At 69.0% G+C, this 17,484-nt stretch carries 19 protein-coding genes; 7 read left to right on the top strand and 12 right to left on the bottom strand.

Translation table 11 applies throughout. From position 1 onward, the window contains the following. Positions 1–24: 24 nt before the first annotated feature. The gene (locus LPB142_RS06810; protein WP_232230988.1) at positions 25–1,122 is read right to left on the bottom strand and encodes a PA0069 family radical SAM protein; all 1,098 of its coding nucleotides are present in this window, start codon (positions 1,120–1,122) and stop codon (positions 25–27) included. A 172-nt stretch (positions 1,123–1,294) separates the two neighbouring features. On the opposite strand from LPB142_RS06810, the gene LPB142_RS06805 reads away from it, so the two are divergent. The 4 genes from LPB142_RS06805 to LPB142_RS06795 all read left to right on the top strand — a co-directional run bounded on the left by LPB142_RS06805 (position 1,295) and on the right by LPB142_RS06795 (position 4,183). Then, positions 1,295–1,990, top strand: coding sequence for a corrinoid protein (locus LPB142_RS06805; RefSeq protein ID WP_071165905.1), 696 nt, complete (start codon positions 1,295–1,297; stop codon positions 1,988–1,990). Positions 1,991–2,097: 107 nt separating this feature from the next. Beyond that, complete coding sequence (locus LPB142_RS19355; RefSeq protein WP_197474260.1) at positions 2,098–2,256, top strand: hypothetical protein; 159 nt, start codon at positions 2,098–2,100, stop codon at positions 2,254–2,256. Next, positions 2,253–2,882 (top strand): DUF1638 domain-containing protein, encoded by a 630-nt coding sequence (locus LPB142_RS06800; protein ID WP_068767287.1) that lies wholly within the window; start codon positions 2,253–2,255, stop codon positions 2,880–2,882. The genes LPB142_RS19355 and LPB142_RS06800 overlap by 4 nt, the downstream gene beginning before the upstream one ends. 2 nt (positions 2,883–2,884) lie before the next feature. Continuing rightward, positions 2,885–4,183 (top strand): DUF2254 domain-containing protein, encoded by a 1,299-nt coding sequence (locus tag LPB142_RS06795; protein ID WP_197474261.1) that lies wholly within the window; start codon positions 2,885–2,887, stop codon positions 4,181–4,183. Here LPB142_RS06795 and LPB142_RS06790 read toward each other — a convergent pair. The 3 genes from LPB142_RS06790 to LPB142_RS06780 all read right to left on the bottom strand — a co-directional run bounded on the left by LPB142_RS06790 (position 4,156) and on the right by LPB142_RS06780 (position 6,214). Continuing rightward, positions 4,156–4,755 carry an HNH endonuclease gene (locus tag LPB142_RS06790; protein ID WP_068767288.1) on the bottom strand — a complete coding sequence of 200 codons (600 nt, stop codon included), beginning with the start codon at positions 4,753–4,755 and terminating at the stop codon, positions 4,156–4,158. The two genes, LPB142_RS06795 and LPB142_RS06790, sit on opposite strands and share 28 nt — an antisense overlap. Positions 4,756–4,922: 167 nt before the next feature. Further along, on the bottom strand, positions 4,923–5,585 hold the full coding sequence (locus LPB142_RS06785; RefSeq protein ID WP_068767289.1) for an alpha/beta hydrolase: 663 nt from the start codon (positions 5,583–5,585) through the stop codon (positions 4,923–4,925). Then, a complete protein-coding gene (locus LPB142_RS06780) occupies positions 5,582–6,214 on the bottom strand; it encodes a DNA-3-methyladenine glycosylase family protein (protein WP_068767290.1) in 633 nt (210 codons plus the stop codon). Before LPB142_RS06780 ends, LPB142_RS06785 begins: the two co-directional genes overlap by 4 nt. 64 nt (positions 6,215–6,278) lie before the next feature. On the opposite strand from LPB142_RS06780, the gene LPB142_RS06775 reads away from it, so the two are divergent. Continuing rightward, on the top strand, positions 6,279–7,499 hold the full coding sequence (locus tag LPB142_RS06775; protein ID WP_068767291.1) for an MFS transporter: 1,221 nt from the start codon (positions 6,279–6,281) through the stop codon (positions 7,497–7,499). Positions 7,500–7,545: 46 nt separating this feature from the next. Here LPB142_RS06775 and pgi read toward each other — a convergent pair whose 3' ends face one another. From pgi to LPB142_RS06740, 7 genes are all read right to left on the bottom strand, one after another. After that, positions 7,546–9,156 carry a glucose-6-phosphate isomerase gene (gene pgi / locus LPB142_RS06770; protein ID WP_068767292.1) on the bottom strand — a complete coding sequence of 537 codons (1,611 nt, stop codon included), beginning with the start codon at positions 9,154–9,156 and terminating at the stop codon, positions 7,546–7,548. Further along, positions 9,156–9,827: a 6-phosphogluconolactonase gene (gene pgl, locus LPB142_RS06765; RefSeq protein ID WP_068767293.1), complete on the bottom strand. Its 672-nt coding sequence runs from the start codon at positions 9,825–9,827 to the stop codon at positions 9,156–9,158. The genes pgi and pgl overlap by 1 nt, the downstream gene beginning before the upstream one ends. Then, positions 9,824–11,302: a glucose-6-phosphate dehydrogenase gene (gene zwf, locus LPB142_RS06760; RefSeq protein ID WP_071165904.1), complete on the bottom strand. Its 1,479-nt coding sequence runs from the start codon at positions 11,300–11,302 to the stop codon at positions 9,824–9,826. Before zwf ends, pgl begins: the two co-directional genes overlap by 4 nt. A gap of 160 nt (positions 11,303–11,462) precedes the next feature. Continuing rightward, complete coding sequence (locus LPB142_RS06755; RefSeq protein ID WP_071165903.1) at positions 11,463–11,966, bottom strand: DUF2478 domain-containing protein; 504 nt, start codon at positions 11,964–11,966, stop codon at positions 11,463–11,465. Next, positions 11,963–12,505, bottom strand: a complete 543-nt coding sequence (locus LPB142_RS06750) for an RSP_2648 family PIN domain-containing protein (protein ID WP_071165902.1) — start codon at positions 12,503–12,505, stop codon at positions 11,963–11,965. The genes LPB142_RS06755 and LPB142_RS06750 overlap by 4 nt, the downstream gene beginning before the upstream one ends. Continuing rightward, positions 12,505–13,704, bottom strand: a complete 1,200-nt coding sequence (locus tag LPB142_RS06745; RefSeq protein ID WP_071165901.1) for an RSP_2647 family RNA methyltransferase — start codon at positions 13,702–13,704, stop codon at positions 12,505–12,507. Before LPB142_RS06745 ends, LPB142_RS06750 begins: the two co-directional genes overlap by 1 nt. A gap of 69 nt (positions 13,705–13,773) precedes the next feature. Then, complete coding sequence (locus tag LPB142_RS06740; RefSeq protein WP_068767298.1) at positions 13,774–14,415, bottom strand: DUF6778 family protein; 642 nt, start codon at positions 14,413–14,415, stop codon at positions 13,774–13,776. Between the two features lie 230 nt (positions 14,416–14,645). Between LPB142_RS06740 and edd the strand changes: the two genes are divergently transcribed. Both edd and eda read left to right on the top strand, forming a co-directional pair. Then, a complete protein-coding gene (edd, locus tag LPB142_RS06735; protein WP_071165900.1) occupies positions 14,646–16,463 on the top strand; it encodes a phosphogluconate dehydratase in 1,818 nt (605 codons plus the stop codon). A gap of 109 nt (positions 16,464–16,572) precedes the next feature. Beyond that, positions 16,573–17,214 carry a bifunctional 4-hydroxy-2-oxoglutarate aldolase/2-dehydro-3-deoxy-phosphogluconate aldolase gene (gene eda, locus LPB142_RS06730; RefSeq protein ID WP_071165899.1) on the top strand — a complete coding sequence of 214 codons (642 nt, stop codon included), beginning with the start codon at positions 16,573–16,575 and terminating at the stop codon, positions 17,212–17,214. Here the strand turns inward: eda and LPB142_RS06725 are convergent. Then, entirely contained in the window at positions 17,204–17,473 is a 270-nt protein-coding gene (locus LPB142_RS06725) for a hypothetical protein (protein ID WP_083392752.1), read from the bottom strand. The genes eda and LPB142_RS06725 overlap by 11 nt on opposite strands. Positions 17,474–17,484: the final 11 nt, after the last annotated feature.

Here is a 17,484-nt window from a genome sequence, read left to right as displayed (position 1 = left end):
CAAAGGCGCGCCATGTCCCTCTGTTCAGAACAGCTCCAACTGATCGCCCGCCCGCGGCGGCGGGGCGAAGCGGGCGGTGTCGAGCGCACCAAGCTCGCGCGCGAAGCCGAGCCGGCGGCAGGAGACCGCGAAACGTTGCGCGAGCAGGTCGGCCTCGACGCCCTCGCCCGTCATCCGGGTCTTGAAGCGCGGGTCGTTGAGCTCACCACCGCGCAGCGCGGCGATGGCGTTCAAGACCCGCTCGGCGCGGGCGGGCATCTCGCGTTCGAGCCAATCCTGAAAGAGCGGCGCGACCTCGTTGGGCAGGCGCAGCAGCAACATCGCCGCCGCGCGGGCGCCGGCGCGGCGCGCCTCGGTGAGGATCCGCTCGAGCTCATGATCGGTCAGCCCCGGGATCACCGGCGCCGCCATCACCCGCACCGGCACCCCCGCGCGGGCGAGCTCGCGGATCATCTTGATCCGCGTCGCGGGGCTCGGCGCGCGCGGGTCCATCTTGCGCGAGAGCGCCTCGTCGAGGGTCGGCACGCTGATGCCGACATGGACGAGTTTGCGCGCCGCCAGATCGGCCAGAATGTCGAGATCGCGCAGGATCAGCGCGCCGCGGGTGGTGATGGTGACCGGGTGGTTGAAGGCGCTCAGCACCTCGAGAATGCCACGCATCACCGCGTATTTCGCCTCGATCGGCTGATAGGGGTCGGTGTTCGTGCCGATCGCGAGCGGCGCCGGCGCATAGCCCGCGCGGCCGAGCTCGCGCGCGAGCACCTCGGGCGCCTCGGGGCGCGCCACCAGGCGCGTTTCGAAATCGAGCCCCGCCGAGAGGCCGAGATAGCCATGCGAGGGGCGCGCGAAACAATAGATGCAGCCATGTTCGCAGCCGCGATAGGGGTTGATCGAGCGGTCGAAGGGGATATCGGGCGAGCTGTTGCGGGTGATCACCGAGCGCGGGCGCTCGATCGTCACCTCGGTGCGCAGCAGCGCCTCTTCCTCGGCGATCTCCCAGCCGTCATCCTCGACGAGCCGGGCATAGGGTTCGAACCGCCCGACGGGGTTGCGGGCGGCGCCGCGCGCCTTCAGGCGCTGGCGGGGGTCGATCGGGGGCAGGTCGAGCGGCAGCATGGACATGATGCGGCAAAATTAGAACGAAATGAGAACTCACGCCAGAGGATTCGCGCGCCTTTTCGCCCCCTCGCCCCCCCGCGTGTCGGAGCCGACGTTGCGCATGTCGGATTTTGCCTAGCCTTTCGGGCCCTTTGCCCGCATTACCAACGTAAGACAGCGATCAGGAGACCGCAGCATGGCCGGTGACGACGATATCATCCTCTCGGAACTCGACGACGAGGAACTCACGCTCCAGATGATGGACGACCTCTATGACGGTCTCAAGGAAGAGATCGAAGAGGCGGTCAGAATCTTGCTCGAGCGCGGCTGGACGCCCTATGACATCCTGACCAAGGCGCTCGTCGCCGGGATGACCATCGTCGGCGCCGACTTCCGCGACGGGATCCTGTTCGTGCCGGAAGTGCTGCTCGCCGCGAATGCGATGAAGGGCGGCATGGCGATCCTCAAGCCGCTTCTGGCGGAAACCGGCGCGCCGCGGATGGGCAAGATGGTGATCGGCACCGTCAAGGGCGACATCCACGATATCGGCAAGAACCTCGTCGCGATGATGATGGAGGGCGCGGGCTTCGAGATCGTCGATCTGGGGATCAACAACCCGGTCGAGAATTACATCGAGACCGCCGAGAAAGAGGGCGCGGATATCATCGGGATGTCGGCGCTTCTGACCACGACGATGCCCTATATGAAGGTCGTCATCGACACGCTGAAGGAACAGGGCCTGCGCGACAAATATCTCGTGCTGGTCGGCGGCGCGCCGCTGAACGAGGAGTTCGGCCGGGCGATCGGCGCCGATGCCTATTGCCGCGATGCGGCGGTGGCGGTCGAGACCGCGAAACAGATGATCGCGCGGCGCCACAACCAGATGGGCTGAGCGGCGCAAGCCCGCGAATGTGATCGCTAATTTGGCCCCGATCGCGCATCGGGGCCTTTTTATTCCGCGCCAGCCGTCCCATATTGAGGCGAGAGGGAGGACGACCGATGCCGCTGCCGCATTTTCTCGCGCTGATCTGTATCACCATTCTCGCCGCCGGGCTGACGCTGTGGTTTGCGGCCTCGGTGGGGGTGTCGCTTGCGATGCTGGGGATGGTGGCGCTGATCGCGGCCGGGGTGGCGCGGCTCGCCGCGCGGGTCGAATGATTTCCGACGCCGATCTGAGCGAGAGCGGGCTGGCGCCCGCGGGCGCGGGGCGGGTTCTGCTTCTGGCCTGCGGGGCGCTCGCCCATGAGATCCTCGCGCTCAAACGCGCCAATGGCTGGGATCATCTCGATCTGACCTGCCTGCCGGCAAATCTGCATCTCTATCCCGAGAAGATCCCCGCGGCGGTGGCCGAGGCGGTGGCGCGCTACCGTGCCGAATACGCGCGCATCTTCGTCGTCTATGCCGATTGCGGCACCGGCGGGCAATTGTTGGAAAAGTGCAAGGAACTCGGCGTCGAAATGGTCGAGGGCCCGCATTGTTATTCGTTTTTTGAAGGGAACGAGGCTTTCGCCGCCCATGCCGAAAGCGAAATCACCGCCTTTTACCTGACCGATTTCCTGACCCGGCAGTTCGACGCTTTCGTCTGGAAGGCGATGGGCTTTGACCGCTACCCCGAGCTCGTGCCGGTGATGTTCGGCAATTACGAAAAGCTCGTCTATCTCGCACAGACCGACGACCCCGCGCTCGACGCCAAGGCCGAAGAGGCCGCGCGGCGGCTTGGCCTCGGCTATGAGCGGCGCTTCACCGGCTATGGCGATCTCGCCGCCGCGCTCGCCGGGGCCTGAGGATGGCGGCGGCCGACATGCCGCGCTGGCGGTGGCGGCTCGCACAGCTCCTGCGCAAACTCTGGGTGCGGGCCGCGTTTTTCGCGGCTCTGGGCGGGGCGAGCGCGCTCGCCGCGGTGGGGGCGGAGCGATTCCTGCCCTTCGAGCCGCCCGATCTGATCTCGGCCGAGGCGATCAGCAGCCTGCTCGACATCATCGCCTCGAGCATGCTCGCGGTCACCACCTTCTCGCTCTCGACGATGACCGCGGCCTATGCGGCGGCCACGAGCAACGTCACCCCCCGCACCACCCGGCTCCTGATCGAGGACCGGATCTCGCAAAATGTGCTCTCGACCTTCCTCGGCTCGTTCCTGTTCTCGATCGTCAGCCTGATCGTGCTGAAAACCGGCGCCTATGGGCCGAGCGGGCGGCTCGTGCTCTTTGCGGTGACGGTGGGGGTCGTGGTGCTGCTGGTGGGGATGCTGGTGCGCTGGATCGATTACCTGACCAAGCTCGGCCGGGTGGGCGAGACCACGCGGCGCGTCGAGGCGGTGGCGCGCGCCGCGATCGAGGCGCGGGTGGCCGAGCCCTGGCTTGGCGGCGTGGCGCTCGGCGCGGTGCAAAAGGCGCCGCCCGCGGGCGCGCATCTGATCCGTGCGGGCGCGGTGGGATACCTGCAACATATTGATATGCCGTCTCTTTCCGCCTGCGCCGATGCCGCAGGGCAAGAGGTTTTCATCCTCCACAACCCCGGCGCCTTCCTCGCCGAGGATGACCTTCTCGCCTGGCTGCCCGCCGGCGTGGAGGAGGGGCTCGCCCGGGAGATCCGCGCGGCCTTCAGCCTCGGCGATCTGCGCAATTTCGACCAGGATCCGCGCTTTGGCCTCGCCGTGCTCAGCGAGATCGCCTCGCGCGCGCTCTCGCCGGCGGTGAATGACATGGGCACCGCGATCGACGTGATCGGGCGCGGTGCGCGGCTGATGGCGCTTTGGGGGGCGGGGCAGGCGCGCGCCGAGGCCCCTGCCCCGTGTTATCCGCGGCTGCATGTGCCCGCGCTCTGCGATGCCGACCTGCTCGAGGACGCGTTCATGCTGATCGCGCGCGACGGGGCGGGGATGATCGAGGTGCAACTGCGGCTGCAAAAGGTGCTCGCGGGGCTCGCCCGGCTCGGGCCGGCGGGCTTCCGCGCGGCGGCGCAGGCGCAGGCCGCGCTCGCCGCGGCGCGCGCTGAGGCGGCGCTGCCGATCGCGGCAGATCGGGCGCGGCTCGCGGCCGAAATCGAGAGCCTCGGCGCTCAGGCCTCGAGCTCGGCATCCCAATAGAGAAAGTCGATCCAGCTTTCATGCAGGTGCCCCGGCGGGAAGCGGCGCCCGGCCTGATGCATCTCCTCCGGGCTCGGCGCGGCGGGCGCGCGGCGCAGCCGCAGCCCCGAGGCCTTGAGCGGCTTGTTGGCCTTTTTCAGGTTGCACGGCGCGCAGGCGGCCACGACATTTTCCCAGCTCGTCACCCCGCCGCGCGAGCGCGGGACCACGTGATCAAAGGTCAGATCGCTCTTCGAGCCGCAATATTGGCAACAAAATCCGTCCCTTAGAAAAAGATTGAAGCGCGTGAAGGCCACGCGCTTCTGGGGTCGGACAAATTCCTTGAGCACCACGACGGAGGGGATCCGTATCGCCTCCTTCTGCGAGCGCACCACCTCGTCATATTCGGCGAGGATCGTGACCCGGTCGAGGCAGACCGCCTTGATCGCCTCCTGCCAGGGCCAAAGTGAGAGCGGATAGTAGCTCAGCGGCCGGTAATCAGCGTTGAGCACCAAGGCCGGAAAGCGCCTGAGCGCCAATGGCTCGCGCACGAACTGCGTTCGAAACTCGTCCCTGTCGCCGTGGTCCAGCATGGTGACTCCATCCTCGCCCTGTCGCCCGTCCGGTCGCCAAGGGCGGGGAACCGCCCCTGCCGATAGATCAACTATATATGGCGTTTCGCATCTGGCAAGCCTCGCCATCTGCGAAATTTCTGCCCTGCAGCATGGATCGCACAGGCAGGTGACAGGGGCGTGACGGATCAGCCGGGGAGCTTGTCCTTGAGGAAGGAGAGCGCGACCGAGAGCCCGTCAGGCGCGATGCCATGGCCGGTACCGGGCATCACATGGGCATAGGTCTCGAACCCCGCCGCAACGAGCGCATCGCCCGCGAGGCCCATGTCGGCGAAGGGCACGACCGGGTCGGCATCGCCATGGACGAGGAGCACCGGCGGCTTCGAGACCGCCTCGGCCGCCAGCGCCTCGGGGCGCAGCAACCGGCCCGAGAACGCCACCACCCCGGCCACCGGCGCGGCCCGGCGCGGCGCCACGTGGAGCGACATCATCGTCCCTTGCGAGAACCCGAAAAGCGCGATCTGCGAAGGGGTTAGCCCCTCATCTTCAAGCAGTTTGTCGAGGAAGGCGTCAAGATCGGCCGCCGAGGCCGCAAGCCCCGCCGCCGCCGCCTCCTCGCTCGAGCCGTCGAGCCACGGGATCGGGAACCACTGCCGCCCGAAGGGCGTGCCGACGCAGCGCTCGGGCGCATCGGGGGCCAGAAACAGCGTATCGGGCAGATGCGGCGCGAGCGGCTCGGCCAGCCCCAGCAGATCGGCCCCGTCGGCGCCATAGCCATGAAGGAACACCACCGCCGATTTCACCCGGCCCGATTTCGGCGCCGCGCGCCCGGTCTTCAATTCGCGCGTCATGGCGCCACTCCCTCGCGTTGCTTGCAATAGGCGTAATAGGCCCAAAGTCCGCGCGCCGCAACCGCCCGCCAGGGCGACCACTCGGCAGACAAGGCGTTGAATTCACGTCGTTTTGGCCGCGCCTCAAGGCCCAGAAGCAACCGCGCCCCTTCGGCGAGCGCCAGATCATCCACCGCAAAGACATCGGCCCGGCCGAGCGCGAAGATCAGATACATCTCGACCGTCCAGCGCCCGATACCCGGCAGCGGCAGAAGCTGCGCGATCACCGCCTCATCGGAGAGGCCCCGCAGCCCGTCGAAATCCACCCCCGAACGCGCAAGCGCCTGAAGATATTTGACCTTTTGCCGCGAGAGGCCGCAGGCGCGCAGCTCCTCCTCGCCCGCCTCGGCCAAGGCCGCGGCCGCACCGAAGCCCGCGCCCAGAACCCGCCCGCGGATCGCAGTCGCCGCCGCGACCGAGACCTGCTGGCCGATGATCGCATCGCGCAGCGCCTCGAACCCATCCGCGCGCCGGCGCAGCGGCCAAGGCCCCGTCGCCTCCATCGCGCGCACAAACGCCGGCTCACGCGCCGCGAGCCAGGCCGCGCCCTCGGCGATATCGTCCTCAGAGGTGATGATCCGTCCAACCATGCGCCCACCCTGCCCCAAGCCGCGCCCTCTTGCCAGCCCCCCCGCCGCCCGCTACGCCTTTGCGATGACCACGCCCCTCCTCCCCCCCGCCAATCAATGGCGCAACGTTTCGGTGCTTGTGCTGGCGCAAGCGCTTCTCGGCGCGCAGATGTCGATGATCTTCACCGTGGGGGGGCTCGCGGGGCAATCTCTCGCGCCGAACCCCTGCTGGTCGACACTGCCGCTCTCGCTGATCGTGCTGGGCTCGGTGCTCTCGGCGCAGCCAATGTCGGAATTCATGGCCGCCTACGGGCGCCGCGCGGGCTTCATCCTCGCCACCTTTGCCGGCGCGACCGGCGCCGCGATCGCGGCGCGCGCGCTCTATATCGGGTCGTTTCCGCTCTTCATGGCGGGCTCGTTCCTGACCGGTATCTATATGTCCGCGCAGGGTTTTTACCGCTTTGCCGCGACCGATGGCGTGGGCGCCGAGTTTCAGCCCAAGGCGATCTCCTATGTGATGGCGGGCGGGCTGGCCGCGGCGATCATCGGCCCGCAACTCGTCAAACTGACCGCGCAGGCGATGGTGGTGCCGTTCATGGCGACCTACCTCGCGATCGTCGGGATCAACCTTCTGGGGCCGCTCCTCTTTGCCTTCCTCAAGATCCCCGCGCCGGGGCGGCGCGCGAAAGGCGCGGCGCATCCGGGCCGCTCGCGCCGCGCGCTCCTGAAAGACCCGGTGATCGCGGTCGCGATGATCTGCGGCATGGTCTCCTACGCGCTGATGAACCTGGTGATGACCTCGACGCCGCTCGCGGTGGTGGGCTGCGGCTTCGAGGCGGGCGATGCGGCCAATATCGTCTCGGCTCACGTTCTGGCGATGTATCTGCCCTCGTTCTTCACCGGCCACCTGATCGCGCGATTCGGCCGTGAGGTGATCGTGGGCCTCGGGCTCGTGATCCTCGCCGCCTCGGGCGCGGTGGCGATGACCGGGGTCGAACTCGAGAAATTCTACCTCGCGCTGGTGCTTCTCGGCCTTGGCTGGAACTTCGGCTTCATCGGCTCGACCGCGATGCTCGCTTCGGCGCATAGCCCCGAGGAGCGCGGCCATGTGCAGGGGATGAACGATTTCGTCGTCTTCGGCGGCGTGTTTCTGGCCTCGCTCAGCTCCGGCAGCCTGATGAATTGCGCGACCGCAGGCGACCCGCAGGCCGGCTGGCAGGCGGTCAACCTCGCGATGCTACCGTTCCTGACGCTGGCGGGCGGGGCGCTCGTCTGGCTGGTGCTGCGCCCGAAAGAGACGCGCTGAGCCCCTGAGACGCGCCGGGGGTCCGGGGGCAGCGCCCCCTTCGCGCTCAGATCCCGCGCAGCATCCGGATCCGCGCGGCCAAGGCACGGGTCGAGCCATCCTTGCCTTCGCCCTGTGCCGTGCCCTCGAGCACCGGGGCGAGCGCAAGCGCGAGCTCCTTGCCGAGCTCCACCCCCCATTGGTCGAAGCTGTTGATCCCGAGGATCACGCCTTCGACAAACACGCGATGCTCGTAAAGGGCGATGATCGCGCCGAGCGTTTCAGGCGTCAGCATCGGGTAGAGGAGCGTGGTCGAGGGCCGATTTCCGGGGAACACGCGGTGGCGTGCCTGACGTTCGAGCTCAGGCCCGGTGAGGCCCTTTTTGCGCAGGATTTCCGTGGCTTCCTCGAGCGAGCGGCCGCGCAGGAGCGCCTCCGACTGCGCGAGGCAATTGGCGACGAGCAGCAGGTGTTGATGCGCGAGATCGCCCTCATGGCCGCGCGCGGCGACCAGGAATTCGCACGGGATCACCCGCGTGCCTTGGTGGATCAGCTGGTAGAAGGCGTGCTGGCCGTTGGTGCCGGGCTCGCCCCAGACGACCGGGCCGGAATTATACCCAAGCTCCGTGCCGTCCATGCTCACCCGCTTGCCGTTGCTCTCCATCTCGAGCTGTTGCAGATAGGCCGGAAGCCGCGCAAGCCGTTGATCATAGGGCAAAACCGCCCGCGTCGCATGGCCGAGGATCTGGTTGTGCCAGATGCCCACGAGGGCGAGCAGAACCGGCAGGTTCTCGGCAAACGGCGTCTCGCGGAAATGCGCGTCCATCGCGGCGGCGCCCGCGTGGAAGGCGTCGAACCGCTCGGCGCCGATCGCGAGCATCAGGCTCAGCCCGATCGGCGACCAGACCGAATAGCGTCCGCCGACCCAATCCTCGAAGCCGAAGACCCGGCTCGCGTCGATCCCGAAGGCCGCCGTCTTGTCCACCGCCGAGGAGATCGCGGCGAATTGCGCGGCCGGGTCGGCAACCTCGCGCGCCATCCAGGCCCGCGCGGTCTCGGCATTGGTCATCGTCTCGATCGTGGTGAAGGTCTTCGAGGCGACGATCACCAGCGTCGTTTGCGGGTTCAGCCCCTTCAGCGTGTCGTGGATATGCGCGCCATCGACGTTCGAGACGAAATGGCAGCGCGGCCCGTCGTGATAGGGCGCCATCGCGAGCGTGGCCATCGCCGGCCCGAGATCGGAGCCACCGATGCCGATATTGACCACATCAGTGATCGCCCCGCCCTGGCCGGTATAGCGCCCCGCGCGCACCGCTTCGGCAAAGACCCGCATCCGCGCGAGCGTGGCGCGCAGCGCGGGCATCACATCCTCGCCATCGACCACGACGGTCTCGCCCGGGTTGCGCCAGGCGGTGTGCAAGACCGCGCGCCCCTCGGTCTCGTTGATCTTCGCGCCGCCGAACATCGCCTCGCGTTTTGCCGCCACACCGGCGCTTTCGGCGAGCGCGACGAGCCGCCGCAGCGCCTCGGCGTCGATATTGGTCTTGGAGAAATCGAACAAAATCTCGCCGCAGCTCGCGCTGAACTCGGCGGGGCGCTTGTCATTTTCGAACAATCGCAAAATCGGCCGCGATTTGACGGTCTCGGCATAGGCAAGCAGGTCGGAAAAGCGGTTCATCACGGGGCCCAATGGATGGTGGCGGTCTTCAGCACGACCGAAACAGGTGCCTCTGCCTCGGACAGTTTCGCGGCGCGGTCAAGGGCGGCGCGCTTGGCCGCACCGGTGATCAGGATGTGGCAATGCATCGCGTCGCGCAAAACCGGCGCGGTGAGGGTGATGCGCGGCTCGCCGGCGGCCTCGGCGCGCAGCGCCATCAACGGCGGCGCCTCGGGGGCGAGCGCCTCGGCGAGCCGGTCGGCGCCCGGGAAAAGCGAGGCGGTGTGCATGTCCTCGCCCATGCCAAGGAGCAGGACGCGGATCGGCAGCACGGCGCGCACCCCTTCGGCAAGCGCGCCGAGCGCCGCCTCGGGCGCCTCGGTCGGCGCATGGAGCGGCACCAGATGCGCCGCCGCCGCCGGGCCTTGCAAAAGCCGCGCGCGCACGAGCGCGGTGTTCGAGCGCGGGCTCGTCTCGGGCACCCAGCGCTCGTCGTTGAGCAGCACATCGACCCGCGCCCAGTCGAGCTCGACCCCCGAGAGGATATCGAAGACCGGCCCGGGCGTCGTGCCCCCCGGCACCGAGAGCGTGACCCGCCCCTCGCCCTCCAGCGCCTGACGCAGCTCGCCCGCGATGCGGTCGGCCAGCGCCAGCATCATCATCTCACGATCTGCGTAAGCGACGAAATTCATTCGCGAATTTCCCTCCAGCGACGGCCATCGCGATGCATCAGCATGAGCGCATCCTCAGGCCCCGAGCTGCCCGCATCATAGGGCTGGGGCTTGTCGCCGCGCGCCTCGAACCCGGCGATGATCGGGTCGGTCCAGGCCCAGGCCGCCTCGACCTCGTCGCCGCGCATGAACAGCGTCTGGTTGCCCCGGATCACATCCATGATCAGCCGCTCATAGGCGTCGGGGATGTCGGTGCCCTCCTCGCCCAGCGCCTCGGCGAAGGACATGTCGAGCGGCACCTGCACGAGGCGCATCCCCCCCGGGCCCGGCTCCTTGATCATCATCTTGAGGTTCATGCCCTCGTTCGGCTGCAGCCGGATGACGAGCACATTCTCGCGCCAGCTCTCATCGGCCTCGTCGAAGATCGAATGCGGCGGCTCCTTGAAGGTGATCGCGATTTCCGAGGTCCGCGCGCGCAGCCGCTTGCCGGTGCGCAGATAAAACGGCGTGCCCTTCCAGCGCCAGTTCGCCACATAGGCCTTCAGCGCGACATAGCTCTCGGTGCGCGACTCCGCGTCGCCGACATCCTCGAGATAGCCCGGCTGATCGGTGTCGCAGGCCCCCTTGGCGCGCTGCCCGAGATATTGGCCGCGCACGATATCCGTCTGAGGAACGGGTTGCAGCGCCCTGATAACCTTGAGCTTTTCATCACGCACGGCATCGGGGTCGAAGTGATAGGGCGGCTCCATCGCGATCAGACACAAAAGCTGCATCAGGTGGTTTTGCACCATGTCGCGCATCGCGCCCGAGCGGTCATAATAGGCGCCGCGCCCGCCCACGCCCACGGTTTCGGCCACGGTGATCTGCACATGGTCGACGAATTGCGCGTTCCAGAGCGGCTCGAAGAGGATATTGGCAAAGCGCACCGCCATCAGGTTCTGGACGGTTTCCTTGCCCAGATAATGGTCGATCCGGTAGATCTGGGCCTCGTCGAAATGTGCGGCGAGCGTGGCGTTGAGCGCGCGCGCCGAGGCCAGATCGCGGCCGAAGGGTTTCTCGACGACGATTCGCGCCTCGGGCGTGGCGATGCCATGGGCATGGAGCCGCGTCGCGAGCGCGCCAAAGAGCGCGGGCCCCACCGAGAAGTAGAAGGCGCGGATCGCCTCGGGGCGCAGTTTCAGCCGCAGCTCCTCCCAGCCCGCCTCGCCCATCGCGTCGATCGGCACATAATCGAGGATATCGAGGAAGGCCGCGATCTGCGCGGGGTCGTGTTTCGTCGCGCCGACATGTTCGTCGATCTGTTTGCGGGCGAAGTCGAGAAAGGCCGGGCGGTCCATCTCGGTGCGCGCCGCGCCGATGATCCGCGCGCCCTCGGGGATCTGGCCGGCAAACCAACGCCGATAGAGGCCGGGCAGGATCTTGCGGCTGGCGAGGTCGCCAGTGGCGCCGAACACCACGAGATCGAAAGGGTCCACAGGGATGACGCGCGAGACCATTGGAACTCCATTGACTCCAGAACGGGGCCGCGCGGGGAGGCGCGGGAGGGACGCGGCCAACGGCAACCGTTAGCGCTAACGGTCGCCTTCTAGCGGGCATTCGCCGAAAAGTCTAGCGCGACGCGCGCGGGGGGGGAAGCGCCGAAGCCGCCGGGCGGGCTCAGGCGCGCAAGAAATCGTCAAGCGCCGCGATTTCGGGCGGAAGTTCCGCGCCGAGCCCCTCGGCAAAGGCCTCGAAGGCCGCGCGGGTTTCGGGCGGCACCGAGAGCAGGACCGCCCGCCCCTCGGCCAGCGCCGCGCCGATCAGCGGGCGCAGGCCGTGGCCGCCGGCCTCTTGCTTGCCGAATTTGTTGAGGATCAGCGGCGCGCCGGCGGGGGCGCGGGCGAGCGCGGTCTCGGCGGCGGCGGCGGCAAGCTCGAGCGCGCCGGCATCGAGCGCGCAGGCATTGGCGCCCGGGCCGAGGTCCTGGGAGATCGGGTAGATCTGGCCGCCGGGCCAGAGTTCGAGCGCCATCTCGCAGGGCCGCGCCGGGTCCAGCGCCTCTGGCGCCGCGCGCACCAGCGCCACGCAGGGGCGGCCCGCCGCCGCCCAGCGCCGCGCGAGCTCGGCCAGCAGCTGATCCGCCGCGCCGCGGGTGGGGAGGCTGACAAACCCGAGCCTCATGCGCCCAAAGCCTTGCCAAGGCGCGGCAGTTTCGCCCGTTTGAGGAGCGCGCGCAGGGGCTGCGCCTCGCCCGAGAGGCGCTCGGCCTCGGCGCGCACCGCCTCGACCACCTCGGCCACCGGCGCGGGGTCGCCCGACCAGAGCTCCCACAAAAGCCCATCCGGGTCGCGCCGCGCAAGCCCCTCGCCCGCCAGCACGCCGCGCGGAAAATCGGCCGCGTTGAAGGTCACGATCGCCTCGGCGTTGCCCGCGATCGCGGCGGCGAGGACGTGGATGTCGTTGGCATCGGGCAGATGCAGGCGTGCCTCGAGGCCCGGGCGCGCGGCCACCTCGGCGCGGGGAAATTCGGCGCGCAAAAGCGCGATCTGGCCGCGCGCGAGCGCCTCTTGCGCGGGGCCGAAGCGGGCCGCCGCGCGCGCCCATTCCTCCAGGATCCGCGCCGACCAGAGCGGCTCATAAAGCCCGCGCCGCGCGACCCCGATCAGGATCTCGCGCAGCACGGTCGGCACCAGCACACAGGCGTCGAGCAAGAGCCGCATCAATCGAGCCGGAAGACCAGCGATTTGAGATAGCCCGATTCGGCGAGCTGCGGCAGCATCGGGTGATCGGGGCCGGCGTAGCCGGTGTGCAGAAGCTGCCCGCGCCGCCCGGCCTTGCCGATGCCGCGCGCCGAGGCCGCGCGGAACTGCGCCAGATCGGCCGCATGCGAGCACGAGCAGAGCCCGAGATAGCCGCCGGGCGCGACGAGCGGCGCGGCGAGCCGCGCGATCCGCTCATAGGCGCGCAAGCCCGCCTGAAGCGCCGATTTCGCCGGCGCGAAGGCGGGCGGGTCGCAGATCACCAGATCGAACTGCGCGCCCTCGGCGGCCAGCGCCTCGAGCGTGGCGAAAGCATCGCCCTGACGGGTGGCAAAGCGCGCCCCCGCCCCCATCGCCTCGGCGCCCTGCGTGGCCAGCCCGAGCGCCGCGGCCGAGGCATCGACCGCGAGCGCGCTCTCGGCGCCGCCCGCCAGACAGGCGAGCGCAAAGCCGCCGACATGCGAGAAGACATCGAGCACCCGCGCGCCGCGCGCGAGCCGCGCGGCAAAGGCATGGTTCGGGCGCTGATCGTAGAAGAGGCCGGTCTTCTGCCCGCCCATCACATCGGCCATGTAGAGCGCGCCGTTCATCGGCACCTCGATCGGCCCGGCGACCGCGCCCTTCAGCACGACCATCTCCTCGGCCAGCCCCTCGAGCCCGCGCGCGCGCCCCGAGCCGTTCTTGACGATGGTGGTGACGCCGGTGACCTCGGCCAGCGCGGCGGCGAGCGCCTCGATATGGGCCTCGGCCCAGGCGGCATTGGGCTGGATCACCGCGGTGTCGCCGAAGCGGTCGATGATCACGCCGGGCAGGCCATCGGCCTCGGCATGGACGAGCCGGTAGAAGGGCGCATCAAAGAGCCGCTCGCGCAGCGCCTGGGCATGGGCGAGGCGCGCGGTGAGCCAGGCTTGCGTGATCTCGGCGCCCGGGTCGCGGTCGAGCACGCGCGCGATGATCTTCGAGGCGGTGTTGACGGTGACGGTGGCAAGCGGGCGCCGCTCGGCATCTTCGAGCGTCGCGATCGCGCCGGGGGCGAGGTTCGAGGTGCGCCGGTCGGTCACCAGCTCATCGGCATAGACCCAAGGGAACCCATGGCGGATGGCGCGGGCCTCGGCCTTGGGGCGCAGCCGCACGACCGGGCGGGAAATCTGTTCATTCATCTGGAAACCGCATGAGAAAGGGGGCGTTCCCGCCCCCTCTAACGCGTTTTGGCCGCCGAGAGAAGCCGCTCACTGGGCCGAGGCGATCGCCTCGCCCTGCGCGGAGACGGGCCGCGCAAGCTCGGCCGCGATCGCCTTGGAGAGGAAATCGGTGACCACGACCTTCTGGGTCAGCCCGCGCGCCTCTTCATCGATCGCCTTCTGCCCGCCCGAGGCCGGATGCGAGGCATCGACAAAGCGCGGCGCGCCGATCTCTTCGCCGGTCTGCGCATCATGCAGCGTGACGAGGAATTTCATGCTGTAGGTGCCGCCGAAGGTGTAGCGCACCTTCTCGGTGACCGCGTGAAAGCGCGTGACCTCGATATCGACGGTGACCGGGCGGCCCTTGTGCATCCCCTCGGTGGCGCGCGTCGCGGCATCGGTGAAGATGGCGCGCACCTGCGCGCGCCGGTCGCCGCGGGCCTCGCCGCGCCAGACGATATCGGCGATCGGGTAGTAGAGGTTCGCCTCCGAAACATGCAGGCTTTGCGGCACATCGACGCTCACGCCGACCACATTCCACAGCGGCGCAACGGCCGGCGCGCTCACCTGCGGCAGATCCGAGGCCGCGCTCAGGCTGCGCGTGGCGGGCTCGCCCCCCCCACAGGCCGCAAGCAGCGCGAGAACGCCCAGCGCGCCCACGAGACGGATCGGTTTCAGCAGCGGTTTCATGGCTTTGCCTCCGGTTCGACCATTCTGGCTCGGCTTGCATGCTGCGCGCGCATTGTGGCAAAAAATGGTTCATTCTCGCACGATTTCGCGGAATCGCCCTTGCCCTAGGGTCAAGGCGCCCGGTCAACTGGCGACTGGGGTGGAGAGTTGATTTGTTAGCGCTAACGCATTAGATAGAGCCCAACCGCCGCGGCGCCCCGCCCCGGCCCAAGACCGATCGAGAGAGCTCCATGCCCGATTTTCCGCCGCTCAACGCCACCCTCGCCCGCGTGACCGACAAGATCCGCGCGCGCTCGGAGGTCCCGCGCGCGGCCTATCTCGCCCGGATCCGCGCCGCCGCCGCCGCGGGGCCCGCGCGCGCGCATCTGAGCTGCGGCAACCAGGCCCATGCCTATGCCGCGATGGGCGCCGACAAACCCGCGCTGGCGGCCGGGCGCGCGCCCAATATCGGGATCGTGACGGCCTATAACGACATGCTCTCGGCCCATCAGCCCTATGAGAGCTACCCCGCGCAGATCCGCGCGGCGCTGCGCGAGATCGGCGCGACGGCGCAGGTGGCAGGCGGGGTGCCGGCGATGTGCGATGGCGTGACGCAGGGCCAGCCGGGGATGGAGCTGTCGCTCTTCTCGCGCGATGTGATTGCGCTGGCGGCCGGGGTGGCGCTCTCGCACAACACCTTCGACGCGGCGCTTTATCTTGGCGTGTGCGACAAGATCGTGCCGGGGCTGATCATGGCGGCGGCGACGTTTGGCCATATCCCGGCGGTCTTCGTGCCCGCGGGGCCGATGGTCTCGGGCCTGCCCAACGATGAAAAAGCCAAGGTGCGCCAACAGTTTGCCACCGGCGAAGTGGGCCGCGAGCGGCTCATGGAGGCGGAGATGGCGAGCTATCACGGCCCGGGCACCTGCACCTTCTACGGCACCGCCAACACCAACCAGATGCTGATGGAGGTGATGGGCCTGCACCTGCCGGGCGCGAGTTTCGTCAACCCCGGCACGCCGCTGCGCGACGCGCTGACCGTCGCCGCCGCGCGCCGCGCCGCCGAGATCACCGCGCTCGGCAACGAGTTCCGCCCCGCCGGCGAGATCCTCGACGAGCGCGCCTTCGTCAACGGCATCGTCGGGCTGATGGCAACGGGGGGCTCGACGAACCTCGTGCTGCACCTGCCCGCGATGGCGCGCGCGGCCGGCATCGAGATCGACCTCGAGGATTTCGACGCGCTCTCCGCGGTGGTGCCACTGATGGCCAAGGTCTACCCCAACGGGCTGGCCGATGTGAACCATTTCCACGCCGCGGGCGGGCTGCAATTCCTGATCCGCGAGCTCCTGGGCGCGGGGCTTTTGCACCCGGATGCAAAGACCGTCGCGGGCGACGGGCTCGCCGCCTATCTGACCGAGCCGCGCCTCGGGCCCGAGGGGCTCGCTTGGGTCGAGGGCCCGCGCGAGAGCCTCAACGACAAGATCCTGCGCCCCGCCGCCAGCCCCTTCCAGCCACAGGGCGGGCTCAAGGAGCTCAAGGGCAATCTCGGCCGCGGGGTGATCAAGGTCTCGGCCGTGGCGCCCGAACACCGCCTCGTCGAGGCGCCCGCGCGCGTCTTCCAGGATCAGGAGGCGGTGAAAGAGGCCTTCAAACGGGGCGAATTCACCACCGACACCGTGGTCGTGGTGCGCTTTCAGGGCCCGCGCGCGAATGGCATGCCCGAGCTCCATTCGCTCACCCCGACGCTCTCGGTCCTGCAAGGGCGCGGGCTCAAGGTCGCGCTGGTCACCGATGGGCGGATGTCGGGCGCCTCGGGCAAGGTGCCCGCCGCAATCCATGTCAGCCCCGAGGCGAGCTCGGCCGGCCCGCTCGCGCGCCTCATCGACGGCGATCTGATCCGGCTCGACGCGGAGGCAGGCGAGCTTACCTGCCTGACCCCGGGCTTCGAGACCCGCGCCCCCGCGACCCCCGATCTGAGCGCCAATGACCACGGCCTCGGGCGCGAACTCTTCGCCGCCTTCCGCCGCAATGTCGGCCCCGCCACCTCCGGCGCCAGCGTGGTGGTTTGATGAAACCCGTGGAATTTTGCGTATTTGGGCCAAGAAGAAGACCCTGCGTTTCTTCTTGGCATAAATACGCTCTTCTGCCCTCTCCGCCATCGCGACGAAAGGACCTTGCATGACCCCCGCCGAACAATCCGCCGCCGCGCGCGCGCTTTGCGGCCTCGCGCCGATCATCCCGGTTCTGGTGGTCAAGGACGCCGCACTCGCGCAGCCTCTGGCCCGGGCGCTCGTCGCGGGGGGGCTGCCGGCGCTCGAGGTGACGCTGCGCACCCCCGCCGCGCTCGATGTGATCCGGGCGATGGCCGAGGTCGAGGGCGGGGTGGTGGGCGCGGGCACACTGCTCACACCCGCCGATGTGAAGGCCGCGAAGGCCGCGGGCGCGCGGTTTGGCGTCTCGCCGGGGCTCACCGAGCGGCTGGTGCGCGCCGCCGAGGAGGAGGGGCTCGCGCTCCTGCCCGGCGCGGTCACCGCCTCGGAGGTGATGCAGGCGCTCGACTGGGGCTATGACATGCTGAAATTCTTCCCCGCCGCGACCTCGGGGGGTGCGGGCGCGCTCAAGGCGCTCGGCGGGCCGCTGCCGCAGGTCAGCTTCTGCCCGACCGGCGGGATCACGCTGGCCTCGGCGCCCGACTATCTTGCGCTGCCCAATGTGATCTGCGCGGGGGGCTCGTGGCTCGCGCCCGAGGCATTGCTGGCCCGGGGCGATTGGGCCGGGATCGAGGCGCTCGCGCGGGAGGCGGCGGGGCTCAGCCGCTGACGCGCCCTGCCCGCCCGCCGCGCCGGCCACCGCCGCCGGCGGGTTTCGTCAGCCCCTCGGTCAGCACCCCGGTCATCGGATGCGCGGGCTCCGCCCCATAAGCCGCGATCAGCGCGCGCATCGCCTCCTGCGGGTCGGTCTGCGCGGCGATGCTCAGCGCCCAATCGAGGAAGATCGAGCGACATTCCTCGACGGTGATCCCCTCGATCCGATAGCTCTCGCGGATCAACCCCTTCGGGTCAGCGTCACGCAACTCCATGATTTTCCTCG

The sequence above is a fragment of the Rhodobacter xanthinilyticus genome, assembly GCF_001856665.1.
GTDB lineage: Bacteria > Pseudomonadota > Alphaproteobacteria > Rhodobacterales > Rhodobacteraceae > Rhodobacter > Rhodobacter xanthinilyticus.
This window is presented reverse-complemented; position numbering and strand designations above follow the sequence as displayed.